Raw genomic sequence first — 14,748 nt, forward strand, 5'->3', positions numbered from 1 at the left:
CCGCTCCGGCGGGCGCCGCATGGACATCACATGGCCAGCTTGGCGGCCTGCACCAGCCGCTCGGCGGCCTGCTCGGCAGTCATGTCGCTCGAGTTGAAGTAGTTGGTGATGATATCGAAGAAAGCGCCCTGTACATCGCTGCGCATGGCCATGCGATGCGCCATGCTGGGCACCAGGGTGTCGGCGTCACGCGCCGCCTGGAAGTCTTCCATGGAACGCTTGGCGCAGCTGTCGAAGCCGCTCATGTCGAGGTCGGGGCGCGCGGGGATCGAGCCCTTGATCTGATTGAAGGTCTTCTGGAAATCCGGCTCCAGGATCAAGCGGGCCAGGGTCTGTTGCGCTTGTCGCGCGGATTCATCGCCGAGCTGGAACATGGCGAAGCTGTCGATATTGAAGGTGAAGGCATCCTCGGTGCCCGGCACCGGGGCGCAGACGTAATCCTCGCCGGCCTTCATGTCGGCGGCGGTGAACTCACCCTTGGCCCAGTCACCCATGATCTGCATGGCGGCCTCGCCGTCGATCACCATGCCCGTGGCCTGGTTCCAGTCACGCCCCGGCATGCCCTCGTCCATCAACTCGCGCAGGCGCTTGAAGGTCGTCAACGCCTCGACCATGGTGTCGCTCTGCAGCGTCTGTTCGTCGAGATCGACAAAAGCGCGACGATAGAAGTCGCTGCCGCCGAGACTCAGCACCACACTTTCGAAGGTGGTGGCGTCCTGCCAGGGCTGACCGCCATGGGCCAATGGCACGTACCCCGCCTCACTCAGGGTCTCGCCGGCGGCGAACAGTTCATCCCAGGTAGTCGGCATCTCGACGCCGGCATCGTCCAGCACCTCGGGATTGGCCCACAGCCAGTTGACCCGGTGCACGTTGACCGGCACCGCTACGTAGTGGCCGTCGTGACGCATCATGTCGGACACCACCTCGGGCAGCAATTCCTCCCAGTTGCCCTCCTCGGCCACGGCGTCGAGGTTGCCGAGCAGGCCGAGCTCGCCCCATTCCTGGATCTCCGGTCCGTTGATCTGCGCCGCCGCCGGCGGGTTGCCCGACATCGCCCGCGACTTGAGCACCGTCATGGCGCTGTCGCCGGCGCCACCGGCCACGGCGAAGTCCTTCCACTCATGGCCTTCCGCCTCGAGCAGGTCGCGCAACTCGCCCACTGCCTTGGCCTCCCCGCCGGAGGTCCACCAGTGCAGGACTTCCACCTCACCGGCCTGAACCTGCCCGGCGGTGCCCAGGGCCCCGGCCATCGCCAGGCCCAGCAGTGGCTTGCGAAGCCGGGGAAGAGTCGTGAATGCGCGCATGATGACGTCTCCTGAAGTGTTGTTGATTGTCGTGTTCATCATCCTGATACGCCGCCACTGGCGGCTCATGACACGCTAACGCACTTCAGTGCCCGGGCGGGGTTACCAAGTACTGGGTAGTATTGCCGAGATGTTACGAGGCTGAAACATGCCACCGCCCCAGGGCCTCGATCACGTCGTGACAGGCTCCCATGGTGTGATAGTCGACCTTGCCCGCCGGGCTCTTGACGTCGGAATAGCGGCGGTTGTCCGGGGTCAGGATGCGATACCAGCCGCCATGCCGGTGATCGATGAAATGGCGCCAGCTGTAGTCCCAGAGCCGCTCGTACCAGCGCCAGTAGTCATCGCGTCCCGTTCTTGCACCCAGCATGGCGGCCGCCGCAAAGCTTTCGGCCTGCACCCAGAAGTACTTGTCGGCGTCACAGATGTTGCCGCCCAGGTCGAGTCCGTAGACCAGGCCGCCAGAGTCCGGATGCCAGCCGGCCGCCACGCTGCTCGAAAAGAGACGCTCGGCGGCAGGCAACAGCCAGGCCTCGGGACGATGTCGTTCGAGCATGACCAGCAGCTTGGCCCATTCGGTCTGGTGCCCCACCTGGTAGCCCCAGGGACGAAACAGGTGACTCGGGTCATCACGGTTGTAGTCCCAGTCGGGCCGCCACTGGTCGTCGTAATGTTCCCAGATCCAGCCATGCTCATGATCGCGATTGGCGCCGACGATGGCTCGGGCGATGGTCATCGCCTGGCTCAGAAACGTCGCGTCGCCGGTCGCCTCGAAGGCCGATATCAGCGCCTCGCAGCCGTGCATGTTGGCGTTCTGACCGCGATAGCCGGACACCCGCCAGTGTCGGTCGGCCTCATCGGCGAAGCGCCCGTGGTGCGGTTCCCAGAACCGTCGCTGCAACATGTCGTGGGTCGCGTAGAGACCTTGCCGGGCTCCCGGCACATCGGCCTTGAGCGCTTCGGCATAGGCCAGCAGCACGAAGGCCAGCCCATAACAGTGGTTGGTGTCGTCCTCCACCTCGCCGTCGTACAAGGTCCAGGCATAGCCTTGATAGGCCGTCCGGAAATGGACACCTTCCAGGTAGTCGAGTCCGTGACGCGCCCAACGCCGATATTCCGCCTCGCCGCTGTGCCGGGCAAAGCGGGCATAAATCACGACATACCGAGCGCTCGATACCAGATGACGGTGCCAACGATCGAGGATCTCGCCATCGTCACGCAGGTAATGGAAGAACCCCCCCTGCGGATCGATGGCGCGCGGGTGATAGAACGCCATGGTCTCGCGTACATGGGCATCGAGAAAGTCGGGATCGAAGATGTTCAAGAGACTAGCTCCCTCCGGGTGGTTGATCGGAATCGGGACAGATGCGTTCTTGAACACTGTAAGGCGCCACGGCGATGCCGCCATCTTTCCTGATATTGCAAAGTGTTACCAAACAGCGCGTAAAGCATCGCCCAGTCGGGCGGTGATACAAGCGCGCACCGCGAAGCGCGGTGGGCAGGGAGTGTCAGAGCGTCTCGGTATCCGTTCGGGGAACGATCAGGCTTACCACCAGCCCGCCGTCGGGGTGGTTGTCCAGCGCCAGCTGCCCGCCATGCGCCTGAATGATGTGCCGGGCGATGCCCAGCCCCAGACCGCTGCCGCCGGTGTGGCGACTGCGCGACGGCTCGAGCCGTACAAAGGGCGAGAAGACCCGCTCGCGCTGCGCCGCAGCGATACCGGGACCATGGTCGCGGATCATCACCTGCAGATGAGCCGGCGTATCCTCGAGCCGCACCTCGGCGCACTGGCCATAGAAGATGGCATTCTCCAGCAGATTGGTAAGGCAACGCTTGAAGGCCAGGGGTTTGACGGCCAGCGGCGCGGCATCGCCCGATACCCGGACCTCTCCCCCCTGCAATGCCAACTCGGCGGCCAGCTCGTCGAATATCGCACGAGGGTCGATGGTCTCGATCTCCTCGTGCATATCGAGGCCCTTGACCGAGGCCAGCGCCCCCTTTACCAGCTGGTCCAGTTCGTCCAGGGAGGCGCAGAAACGCTCACGCAGCGACGGATCGTCGAGCATCTCGGCGCGCAGGCGCAATCGGGTAATGGGTGTCTTGAGGTCATGGGAAATCGCCGAAAAGAGTCGCTCGCGCTCCTCCACCTGATGCTGGATACGTCTCTGCATGCGGTTGAAGGCAATGGCGGTCGCTGCCACTTCGCGAGGGCCTCCCTCACTGAGCGGTGGGCTGTCGAGGTCGTCTCCCAGGCGTCGAGCGGCCCGCGACAGTCGCGCCAGGGTCCGGGTGGCACTGCGAATGCCGAGCCAGGACAGACCGATGACGGTCAGCAGCACGATCAAAGCCACGAACAGCCGATCTCCGGACAGCCAATTGCCGCCACGGAAGACATCCGATACCGGCAACAAGGTGGCGACATAGAGCCACTGATCTCGCTCCAGCGGCAGTTGTACCACCAGGATGGGCTGCGACAAGGGCGCACTCATCAGGCTGTGCTGTCCCCAGCGCGGCGGCATGTCCCGCAACAGCACCTCATTATTGAGCAAGCGCAGGGTATCGGGCTCGGTAAAGGTCACCTCGGCATCCATCACGCCGAGTTCGTCGCGCAGTACACCGTGGAAGTTGTCGATCACCAGGGCTTTTTCCGGCCCCTCGCCAATATCGTCCACCTCGATACGATGATCGTTGACGCTGACGAAGAAGCGTGTGCCCCCCATGTCGCGCAGCTGGTCGAGTACGATGTGGCGATAGTCATAGGGCAGGGAACGAAAGAAGCGCACCGTGGAGGCCACGCTATAGGCGGTGTTGCTCGACAGCTCGTCGAGCCGGGCGAGTTGGCCATCGCGCGCCTGAGCCGTCCAGATGGCGTAGCTGGCGAGCTGTGCGCCCAGCACCCCGACCACCATGATCAACAGGAAACGGCCACGCAGGGATCGCGGCAACAGGCGCGCCAGCGAGCGGCGCCAGCGCCGCCAGATGACACGCCTCACGCGATCACGTCCACCCGAGCCGCCAGCACATATCCCGTGCCGCGCACGGTGCGGATCAACTGCGAGTGCTGGGCGTCCTCGCCCAACCGCTGGCGCAGCCGACAGACGTGCACGTCGATGGAACGGTCCAGCGGCGGCGCCGGACGCCCGCGGGTCAGGTCGAACAGCGCCTCGCGGGAGAGTACCTGCTCGGCATGGTCGAGAAAGACCTGCAGCAACGAGAAATCGGCCCCGGACAGGGCGCTGCGCGCGCCACGCTCATCGATCAATTCGCGAGTCACACGGTCCAGACGCCAGTCGCCGAAGGCCACGACCCTCGCCATCCCCGATGCGCCCGTCCCGTCGCGGGGCCGACAGCGACGCAGTACCGCCTTGACGCGAGCCAGCAGCTCGCGGGGGTTGAAGGGCTTGCCCAGATAGTCGTCGGCACCGAGCTCCAGCCCGAGAATCCGATCGGTTTCATCCGGGCTGGCGGTCAACATGATGATCGGCATGTCACTGTCCCGGCGCACGTCGCGACAGATGGCGAAGCCGTCGTCGCCGGGCAGCATCAGGTCGACGATCAACAGATCGGGACGCTCGGTGGCGAGCAGGGCATGCAACGCCTCCGCGTCCTCGGCCATCAGGGCACGGTAACCATGGCGCGTCAGGTAGTCGGCGAGCAGGTCGCGGATTTCCGGGTCATCATCGACCACGACCAGAGTGGCGGCAGAGGTCGTCATCGGCACTGTCACCCGCATCGGTGGCGCTCGGCGAGCGCCGTGTCGAGTTTCGTCATGCCCGATACTCTAGGCGCGTCCCCGGGCGCTGGCGATACCACCAAGGTGGCAACACCCGGTCATGACAGCGAGAGTGCGAAGCGCTCGATCAGCCGTTGCGCCACGGCAGCCTGATCGTGGGAGCCGATGCGCATTGCGCCGGGGACCGCCTCGGCCAGGGCCGGATGGCCATTGGCCATCACGTGGGCCTCGCCGACCAGATCGAGCATTTCGATATCGTTGCGATTGTCGCCGAAGGCCAGGCAACGCTCGGTCGGGATGTCCAGTTGCGCCAGCAAGGCGGTCAGGGCCGCCCCCTTGTTCACCCCGCCGGCCATGATCTCCAGCGAGTTGTCCATGGAATAGGTGATGTGCAACTCCCGCTCCGCCCGGTGGCGTGCCTGCAGCTCCAGCTCACCGAGCGCGGCAGGATCACCGATGTAGAGCACCTTGCCCACGCCCTCGCCATCCAGGTCGTCGAGGTCGGCCACCCGATAGCCGAATCCCGTATGCGCATGCAGGGCCAGCAGTTCAGGGGCCGGCGCATCGATCAGCCATTCATCGTCATGGTAGAGGTTGAGCCGTACCGCCTCGGGACGCGGTAGCCGGATCAATTCACGTGCCAGCCCGGTCGGTAGATGGTGCGCCTTGACCAGGCGTCCGTCCGGCGCATGCGTATAGGCCCCGTTGGTGCTGATGATGTGGGCGTCGATGTCCAGCCGGTCGCGGAACGCCAGGATATCGCGATAGTGCCGACCGGAGGCCAGCACGATGTGGTGCCCCTGCCCCGCCAGGGCCCGCAGGGTATCAACCGTCACGTCCGCCAGGGCGTGATCGGCGCCGAGAAGGGTGCCGTCGAGATCCGTGACGATCAGGTGAGCCGTCATGCGTTGTCCCTCACACGATGAATGAGCGGCCAGTCTAGCAGCCCATCGCACCGCATGCCGCCCGGCGGGAGCGGCGCGGCGCGACGAGCCATGCAGTTAGAGCGAAACGGAACGGCTGTGGCGCTGCCCGTCGCGGCTGACGGTCCGCAGCAGGACGTCACCGTCGACCTCGGGCCTCGCCGCATCGTCGTAGGCTTGCCAGGTCTTGCCGCCATCCTGCGAGACCTCGATGGCGACACCCGGCAAGGCCACGTTGGCGACCAGCCGGCCCTCCTCGACTCTGCCGCCGGGCAGCGGCAGCCGATAGCCGATGCCCGCCGCCTCGAGCCGCGGCAGCTCACGTTGCCCCAGCAGGTTGGCAAAACGCTGCCAATCACTCATCAAGGCCTGTCGATCGACATGCTCGGTGACCCCGCCCTCGTAGGTAAGCCCCGCCACCGGATCACGCTCCCAGTCGGCGCGGTGCCAGGCTCGCTCGGCCAGGGCCAGCAGCCGGGGAAAGACCATCGACTCCATCTGCGCCTCGGTGCGCACCGTCTCGCTCCAGGCCTGGCCGGAAAGCCCCAGGGCGCCCTCCCAGGCCGGCTGACTCTCGGCGGCGAAGGTCTTGCCATCGCGATCACGGGAGGTTTCAGCATTCTGCGCCAGGCTCGCGGCGGAGAACGAGAACACCTTGCGGGTATCGGTGAAGCGCGTCGCCCAGTAGTACCCCCGCTCGTGAGGATTGACCTCGTAGGGCATGTCGAAATAGAGATAATCCGGGTTGGAGAGCACCACGTCGTAGCCACGCTGCTGCCAGTCGACGGCCGATTCGCTGCCTCCCCAGTAGAGAGTCTCCCAGAAGTTCACCGCGACCCGCTCGGTCGTGAAGTCGTCGGCATGCGCCACATCCTTGAGGCCGTCCTGCCAGGCCGACATGCCCTCGATGCCGTGCTCGGCGACCAGGTCATTGACGTGACGGGCGAAATAGCTCGGCAATTGCTCGACCGATGCCACCTCGCCCTCTTCCACCAGGCGCTGGCAGGCCGGCGACGCTTCCCAGGGATGATTCTCGTCGCTCTGGTCGATGGTGCCCCTCCAGTCCACCGGCTCGGCAGCGTCGATGTCCTGGAACCCATTGCCGAGCAGGATGTTCTTGGCCTCGTCGCCACCATAATGCCAGGTGCGCAACGCCAGTCCCGCCTCGCGATGCATCGCCGCCACCTCGCCGACCACCTTGTCGACGAATCGCAGGGAGGCATCGCGACAGGGGTTGAGGTAACTCTGCCGATCATAGAACTGCACGGAGAGCGTCTTCGAGGTGTCTCCCGGGTCCAGCAAGCGATACTCGTTGGCCGCCTGTTCATCGCCTTCGGCCATCAGCCGACGATAACGCGCCTCCATGGCCACCACCGCCGCTCGGGCATGGGCCGGCATGTCGATCTCGGGGATCACCTCGATATGGCGCGCCTTGGCATAGCGCAGAATCTCGATGTAATCCTCGCGACTGAAATGGCCACTGCCATGGGTCGCCCGAGTCGGCCCGGAACCGAGCTGGGGCAACAGGCAGTCATTTTCGTCCAGATCGTGACAACGCTCGCCGCCCACCTCGGTCAGCTCCGGCAGGCCCGGAATCTCCAGCCGCCACCCTTCGTCATCGCTGAGGTGGAAGTGGAAACGGTTGAGCTTGTAAGTCGCCATCCGGTCGAGCAGGCGCAGCACCGAGGCCTTGTCCTTCATGTTGCGCGCCACGTCCAGCATCACGCCGCGATAGTCGAAGCGTGGCGCATCCTCGACATCCAGCGCCGGCAGGTGCCCATCGGCTCCCAGGGCCCCCAACAACGACTGCACGCCGTAGAAGGCGCCGGCGGCATCGAAAGCGGTGATGCGAGCCCCTCGAGCATCCGAGACAAGTCGATAAGCCCCCTCCCGGGCCAGCTCACCCTCGAAGCTGTCCGCCGCCAGCCGCACCTCGATCGGCCAGCCTTCGCCCTCGCGCAACGCGATACCACGTCGCGAGAAAGTCGACGCCAACGCCGAACGACTGGTCGTCGATATCGCCGGCGCATCGAGCACAACGCCAGCCGAGAGGTCTGCCTCGGACGCGCCGATCTCGAGACGGCGCGGCGACGGCACGATCCCCCCACGCAGCGACGACTCCGGCATGGGACTGGCCGCGGCATTGCGCTCGAAGCGCCTCGCCGCGTTCATCACCACATTGGCGTCATCGGGAGTGCGCTTGATTCGCGCGCCCGTGATCGGTGCCACGAAGTCGTCGATATTCTCCGTTGCCGTGCTGTCGAGGGTGGCGGTGGCGTCCCCCACCGCCACATACCAGCGTGGCATGACATCGGTCATGAACAGTTGCCAATACTCCCCCACCACCGGGACCTCGAGACGTTCTCCCGCCGCCAGCCCATCGAAGCCGGAAGCGGGGTCGAGCCGATTGAGATCGCCGGTCAGGTGCTCGATATCCACCTGGTCACTATCGACGCGCAGCAGTCGTCGGATGCTGGGCAGGTAGATCGACCAGTCCTCGCGCTCGATGGCGGGTCCATGGTTGGTCAAGCCGATGGTGGCGGTAAAGCAGGAAGCATAGTCGGCGCCCAGGGCCTGACAGTCGACGCCATGGGCGGAGGCATGATTGGCGGTAATGCGGTAATCGACCTCGAGTTGATCGGCCAGGCGTTCGGCCAGTGCCTGGCCCTCCTCGGACTGGGCCTGCCCGACGCCGGGCAGCGCCAGCAGTGACAGCGCCCCGACCTTGAGCCAGCGATGGCGAGCGAGTGCCGTGGCGAGAGGGCGACGAACGAATCCATGCATCGGGCGAGTCGTGTTCGTGGTCATCATGCTTGTTCCTTATTGTCATGAAATGGCCATGGAAAGGACATCGGCATGCCCGGAGGGACACCTCCGGACACGGTCACGTGGGGTTACAGCAGGGAAAACGGCGCCACGATCAAGAACTTCACGTCGCGCTCGTCCTGAAAGGCATTCTTGAAACCGCCCCCGCCCCAAGAGGCGTAATCGGTGCGGTTGTCATAGTCGGTATAGTGCAGCTGGAAGCGAGTTCCTTCGGCCCAGCCGTCCTGCACGACGTAATGCACATCGAGGTTCCAGGCCCGTTCGCTGAAGCGTCGATCCGGGTCGGCATAGCCCGCATAGGGTTTCGCTCCCCAACCATGGGCGTAGGACACGCCGACGGCCCAGCCCGGCAACGACCAATCGTCGAGGTCATAGGTGACGCCGGCATAGATCGCCTTCTCATCGTGATGATTCCAGTCCGAACGAGCGTCCCACCAGATATCGAGGCGCCCGTTGGACGAGGCATAGGGCGTGGTCATGCGCGGCACGAAGTACCCCTGTGAACCGGGCGCCCGCACCCAGGTGAACGCCAGCCGCCAGTCGAAGGCACCGCGGGTATAGCGGGCCGTCATCGCTTGCTGCCAGGCGGTACCGTCGTAAACATCGTTTACCGAGCCGTCGTCGTGGGCGTCGTTCGCACCATAGAACTGATAGCTCAGCGACAGGGGCGAGCCGGCCAGCTCGGTGTCCCAGGACACCTTGGCGAATCCCTGGTTCATGTAGTCGTCGGCCTGGCCAAGCGCCGCCTCGAGCATCACGCCGCCATCGAAGCGATAGGACGCCCCCAGGGAGTGCAGGTAATCGATCTCCCGATCATCCGCCTGACGGAACTCATAGACATCGCGATACCAGGGCGCCTTGTAGGCATCGGTATAGAGATAACTCAGCGACAGACCGCCGATCTCGGTGCCAAACTCCGCGCCTCGATAGGTGCCCGGCAGGTAGGACCAGTTGGGCGCGATGACACTGGTGCCTCTGGGCTGCAGGTAGCCCATCCGCGCCCAGCTGTCGCCCAGCTTCAGCTTGAGGGCGGCGCGGTAGAGACTCGCACCGTTCTCCTCCTTGCCGTCCCACCGCTCGTCCCACAGGGTATCCGCCGGCCGGAAGTTGAACTCCGTGCCCTGATGCTGATTCTGGGCGTCATAGGCGGCGAAGGCCGCCAGATCCAGCCCCACTACACCACCGGCATAGCCGCTGGAGAAGTCGAGCGCCAGATTGGCGGTGGAGTGCTGGAGATTGGAAGCGTAACGGCCGGGGCGCCCTTCGCCGTTGGCTCCCCTGCCGCCCTCACGGCGATCACGATCACGGTAGATGTAGTAGAGATTGGCATCGAGACTGGCGCCTTTCCAGAAGCCTTCGGCCTCGTCCTGAGCCAGTGCCGGTGTCAGCGCGGGCCATAGCGATAACGCCGCGGCACTCATCAGCATGCGGCGGCGACTCCGCCTCCCGTTGAGCAACGTCGATATGGCGCGATGGCGATGAAACGACGACATCATTATCTCCTTGGCTTGTTGGCATTGTTATGCGGATAGCTCGATTGTCATGGGCCCGGCCGGGCCCGGCTCGACGGCCTCCTCCGCCGAGTTCTGGCGCGCAGGCACCCGTCACGGACCCGAAGGACCGTGAGGGATGACAAGGCGAGAAGGCGGCGGTCGGAAACGACCGCCGGGGATGCGCTCCGCTAGTCGCGCGGAGCGCCAGGCATGACGATCAGTCGCGTGCCGCCAGGGAAGCGGCGATGGCAGCTGCCTGTGGTCCGACCACCAGGTGCCAGGTACGCTCGCCGACGGCCATGGAGCCGAGGCAGCCCAGCGTCTTCAGCGCTGCCGTGTCGAGGGGTGCCTCGTCATGCAATTCGACGCGCAGCCGGGTACCGGCGCGAGCGGCCAGATGACGCAGGTTGTCACGCCCACCGAGCGCCGCCAGCCAGGCCGCGACCTGATCATCGGGAAGCGCGGCCTCGGCGGCGTCCTCCGTCGGCTGGCTCCTCGTGTCGGCATCCACGACCGGCGCGGCGACGCCGGCGTTCGCCACGGCGGCACGGATCTCATCGGCCACACCATCGGCAATGGGACCCAGGACGACCTGCAGACCGCCGCCCCCGAGTCGCATCACGCCGCGCGACCCCAGGGCCTTGAGCGCGGGCTCGTCGATGGCATCCGCATCGGTCAGCACCAGGCGCAGCCGCGTAGTGCAGGCACCGACGCTTTGCAGATTGCCGGCCCCGCCGAGGGCGGCAACGAAGGCCGGGCCTCGCTCGCCGGCCTGACCCTCTGCCGTCCGGGGGGCGCTCTCGGTCTCCTCATCGCGCCCCGGAGTGGGCAGGTCGAAGCGCTGGATCGCCCAACGAAAGACACCGTAATAGAGCACGAACATGGCCAGGCCGACCGGTAGCATCAGCCAGCCATTGGTGGACAGGCCATAGGACAACGCATAGTCGAAGGCGCCGGCCGAGAAAGTGAAACCAAGCTTGACGTCGAGCAGTTGCATCAACGCCATGGACAGGCCGGTCATCACCGCGTGGAACACATAGAGCAACGGCGCCAGGAACATGAAGGTGAACTCGATGGGCTCGGTCACACCGGTCAAGAAGGCGGTCAGCGCCAGGGACATCAGCAGGCCGCCCACCTGGGCGCGGCGTCCGCGCGGCGCGGCATGATACATGGCCAGTGCCGCGGCCGGCAGACCGAACATCATCACCGGGAAGAAGCCGGCCATGAAGCCACCGGCGGTGGGATCGCCGGCGAAGAAACGGTTGAGGTCACCGGTGGCGCCATCGAAGCTGCCGAACACGAACCACACGAAGCTGTTGAGCACATGGTGCAGACCGGTCACGATCAACAGACGGTTGATTGCCCCGTAGACGAACTTGCCGAGTGCACCGGCCTCGATCAGCCAGTGCCCCAGGCCATCGATGCCCGCCTGGACCGTCGGCCAGAGCCAGCCGAAGATGATGCCCAGCAACACCGCCGCCAGGCCCGTGGCAATCGGCACGAAGCGTCGACCGCCGAAGAAGGCCAAGTATTCGGGCAACTGGATCGCCTTGAAGCGATTGTAGATCAGCCCTGCCACGGAGCCGATGATCACCCCGGCCAGCACTCCCATATTGATGTCGGGGTTGAGAGTGGTGAGCACGGCGTCCAGCACCAGGTAGCCGACCACCCCGGCCAGCCCCGCCGCGCCGTTGCTGTCGTCGGAGAAACCGACCGCCAGACCGATGGCAAAGATCAGCGCCAGATGATCGAAGATCGACTGGCCGGCGGCGGCCACGAACGCGATATCCAGCAGGTCGGGTTGCCCCAGCCGCAACAGCAGGCCGGCCACGGGCAGCACCGCGATGGGAAGCATCAAGGAACGTCCGAGCAGCTGCAGCCCGGCCATGAGACGGGAGCCGAGTTCTTGCATCATGATGGGATCCTCTCGGGGGTTGTTGTTGTGGTGTCGGAAACAGATTCATGGAGATCGGCGAGGCGCCGACGCACGCTCGCGGCATCGGGCATCGCCAGCAGGTTCGGCAGTTCGCGGGCCAGGGAGGCGGCATCGAGTCGGCGGATCGTGGCCTTGACGGCGGCCACCCGGGCCGGCTCGACGGACAACTCGTCGACGCCCATCGCCACCAGCAGAGACGCGGCCAGGGGATCGCCGGCTGCCGCGCCACACACGCCGACCGGACAGCGTCCGGCGGCACCCTGGACGGTAGCCTGGATCAGGCGCAGCACGCCGGGATGCAGGACATCGGCACGGGCCGCCAGGCGCGGCTCCTCGCGATCCATGGCCAGGGCATACTGGGTCAGGTCGTTGGTACCGATGGACAGGAAATCGGCCTGATCGGCAAGACTCGCCGCGCAGAGGGCGGCACTGGGCACCTCGACCATGGCACCGAGACGGGGCCGCTCGGCGATGCCGCGTTCCGCGGCGACGGCCTCGAGCCGCTCGCGCACCCAGGCCAGCTCCCCGACCTCGCTGATCATCGGCACCATGATGCGCAGGGCGTCCAACGGTACGACACCGACCAGGGCGCGCAACTGGGTGTCGAGCAGCGCCGACTGATCATGCCACAGCCGGACCCCACGCACGCCGAGCGCCGGATTGGGCACCTCGGGCAGGCGCAGATAGGGAAGCTGCTTGTCGGCACCGATATCCAGGGTGCGAATAATCACCGGCTTGCCACCGAACGCCGTCAGGCTGGCCTGGTATTCGCGACACTGCTCCGCCTCGTCGGGCGCGGTCTCGCGTCCCAGGAACAGGAACTCGCTGCGCATCAGGCCGACACCGTCGGCACCGGATTCGGCCGCCAGCCGTGCCTCGTCGCTGTCACCGATGTTCGCCGCGACTTCGACCTCGCGACCATCACGCGTGATCGCCGGTTCGAAGGCCTCGGCACGTTCGGCCTCACGACGTTCGGCATCGTGGCGCAGGGCATCGCGGACCATCGCCAGGCGCGATGCATCGGGGGTCGGCTCGAGACGTCCTTCCCGGGCGTCGAGCACCGCATGCTCCCCGGTCACGCCCTCGAGGGCCTCGCCCATTGCCACCAGGCACGGAATGCCGCGCCCTCGGGCCAGGATCGCCACATGGGAGGTCGTGCCGCCGCCCTTCAGGCACAAGCCGGCGGGGGCACACTCGAGGAGGTCGACGAACTGCGAGGGCGACAGGTCGTCCGCCAACAGAATGGCTTCTTCGGGAACATCGGGGAGCGGGGGCGCTCCGGCCTCGGCGAACTCGGCCATGACATGACGTTGCAGGTCGCGGAGGTCGGCCACACGCCCTGCCAGCAGGGCATTACCGGTAGCGCGCAGTTGTTCGGCCTCGTCGTCCAACGCCTCGCGCCAGGCCTGACCGGCACTGCGCCCGGCCTCGATGCGTGCCGTGGCTGCCTCGAGCAGGCCCGGATCATCCAGCCAGGCCAGGTGCGCCTCGAAGATGTCCGCCTCAGCACGCTGACCGCGTCGCTCGGCCTCCTCACGCGCGCTGTCCAGGGAACGTCCGACCCGCTGCAGGGCACCCAGCAGTTCCTCGCGTTCGATCGTCACACCACGGCCATCATGGAGCACCGCCGGCAGCGGCAGGCTCACCGTCGCCAGCGGACCGATCGCCAGGCCCGGGCTGGCGACAAGGCCGGCGACGTCTCCGTCGGCGACCGACGTCGGCGCGAGGGGCGCGCCCGCTTCCGCGTTCGGCGATTCGACGCCCTCCGGCGTGGTCAGCAGTTCGATGACGGCATCCAGTGCCGACTCGGCGGCATCGCCACGCGACTGCAGGACGACCTCGCTGCCGGCGGCCAGACCGAGATTCATCAAGGCACTCACGCTGTCGCCGCGCGCCTCGATGCCGCCATGCACGAGCCGCATGTCCACGTCATGGCGTCGCACGATGGCGCGAAGGCGCGCCGCCGGGCGTGCATGTAGCCCGCTTTCCAGCGCCAGCGTCGCACGGCGCTCGCACCATGGGCCCGTGCGCTCGGCCGCCGTCTCGCCCGACATTACAGCGGGCGTCAGGCTCATCAGTGTTTCGCCGCGTTCGACACGCTCGCCCGTGGCACTCGCCTCGAGGCGCAGGCGCCAGCCGGCGTCATCGGTCACCACCAGCGGCGTAATCAGCGAGCTGGCCTGCTCGGCCAGCAACTCGGGATCGAAACGGCACAGTGGCTCGCCGGTTTTTACCCCTTGGCCCACCTCGACCAGGAGGTCGATACCCTGGCCCTGCAGTTCGACGGTATCCAGCCCCAGGTGCAGCAGGACCTCGACGCCCTGTTCGCTGCGCAGACTCAGGGCATGCCGAGTCCTGGCGCACTGCACGATCTCGCCGTCGCAGGGCGCGTGCAGGGTGGTCTCCAGGGGATCCAGGGCGATTCCCTCGCCCAGAGTGCCGTCGGCGAAGACCGGATCCGGGACATCGGACAAGAGGGTCACGATGCCGGTGGCCGGGGCCACCAGCGTCAGTTGGGAGGAAGACATGATCG

The 14,748-nt window shown here is 66.1% G+C and carries 9 protein-coding genes; all 9 read right to left on the bottom strand.

What is annotated here, in order from left to right; genetic code table 11:
* Positions 1 to 26: 26 nt before the first annotated feature.
* Entirely contained in the window at positions 27 to 1,304 is a 1,278-nt protein-coding gene (locus RSO41_RS05645; RefSeq protein ID WP_315618098.1) for an ABC transporter substrate-binding protein, read from the bottom strand.
* A 133-nt stretch (positions 1,305 to 1,437) separates the two neighbouring features.
* Entirely contained in the window at positions 1,438 to 2,628 is a 1,191-nt protein-coding gene (locus tag RSO41_RS05650; protein ID WP_315618099.1) for an AGE family epimerase/isomerase, read from the bottom strand.
* Positions 2,629 to 2,812: 184 nt separating this feature from the next.
* The gene (locus tag RSO41_RS05655; protein ID WP_315618100.1) at positions 2,813 to 4,297 is read right to left on the bottom strand and encodes an ATP-binding protein; all 1,485 of its coding nucleotides are present in this window, start codon (positions 4,295 to 4,297) and stop codon (positions 2,813 to 2,815) included.
* A complete protein-coding gene (locus tag RSO41_RS05660) occupies positions 4,294 to 5,019 on the bottom strand; it encodes a response regulator (RefSeq protein ID WP_315618101.1) in 726 nt (241 codons plus the stop codon). The genes RSO41_RS05655 and RSO41_RS05660 overlap by 4 nt, the downstream gene beginning before the upstream one ends.
* 116 nt (positions 5,020 to 5,135) lie before the next feature.
* Positions 5,136 to 5,942: an HAD family hydrolase gene (locus RSO41_RS05665; RefSeq protein WP_315618102.1), complete on the bottom strand. Its 807-nt coding sequence runs from the start codon at positions 5,940 to 5,942 to the stop codon at positions 5,136 to 5,138.
* 96 nt (positions 5,943 to 6,038) lie between these two features.
* Complete coding sequence (locus RSO41_RS05670; RefSeq protein WP_315618103.1) at positions 6,039 to 8,771, bottom strand: beta-N-acetylhexosaminidase; 2,733 nt, start codon at positions 8,769 to 8,771, stop codon at positions 6,039 to 6,041.
* Between the two features lie 83 nt (positions 8,772 to 8,854).
* Positions 8,855 to 10,213: an OprD family outer membrane porin gene (locus tag RSO41_RS05675; protein WP_315618104.1), complete on the bottom strand. Its 1,359-nt coding sequence runs from the start codon at positions 10,211 to 10,213 to the stop codon at positions 8,855 to 8,857.
* A 283-nt stretch (positions 10,214 to 10,496) separates the two neighbouring features.
* Positions 10,497 to 12,194 (bottom strand): N-acetylglucosamine-specific PTS transporter subunit IIBC, encoded by a 1,698-nt coding sequence (nagE, locus tag RSO41_RS05680; protein ID WP_315618105.1) that lies wholly within the window; start codon positions 12,192 to 12,194, stop codon positions 10,497 to 10,499.
* Positions 12,191 to 14,743, bottom strand: coding sequence for a phosphoenolpyruvate--protein phosphotransferase (gene ptsP / locus RSO41_RS05685; protein ID WP_315618106.1), 2,553 nt, complete (start codon positions 14,741 to 14,743; stop codon positions 12,191 to 12,193). The genes nagE and ptsP overlap by 4 nt, the downstream gene beginning before the upstream one ends.
* Positions 14,744 to 14,748 lie beyond the last annotated feature (5 nt).

Origin of the sequence: Halomonas sp. I1 (assembly GCF_032334135.1) — a bacterium.
In the GTDB taxonomy this organism is placed as follows: Bacteria; Pseudomonadota; Gammaproteobacteria; order Pseudomonadales; family Halomonadaceae; genus Halomonas.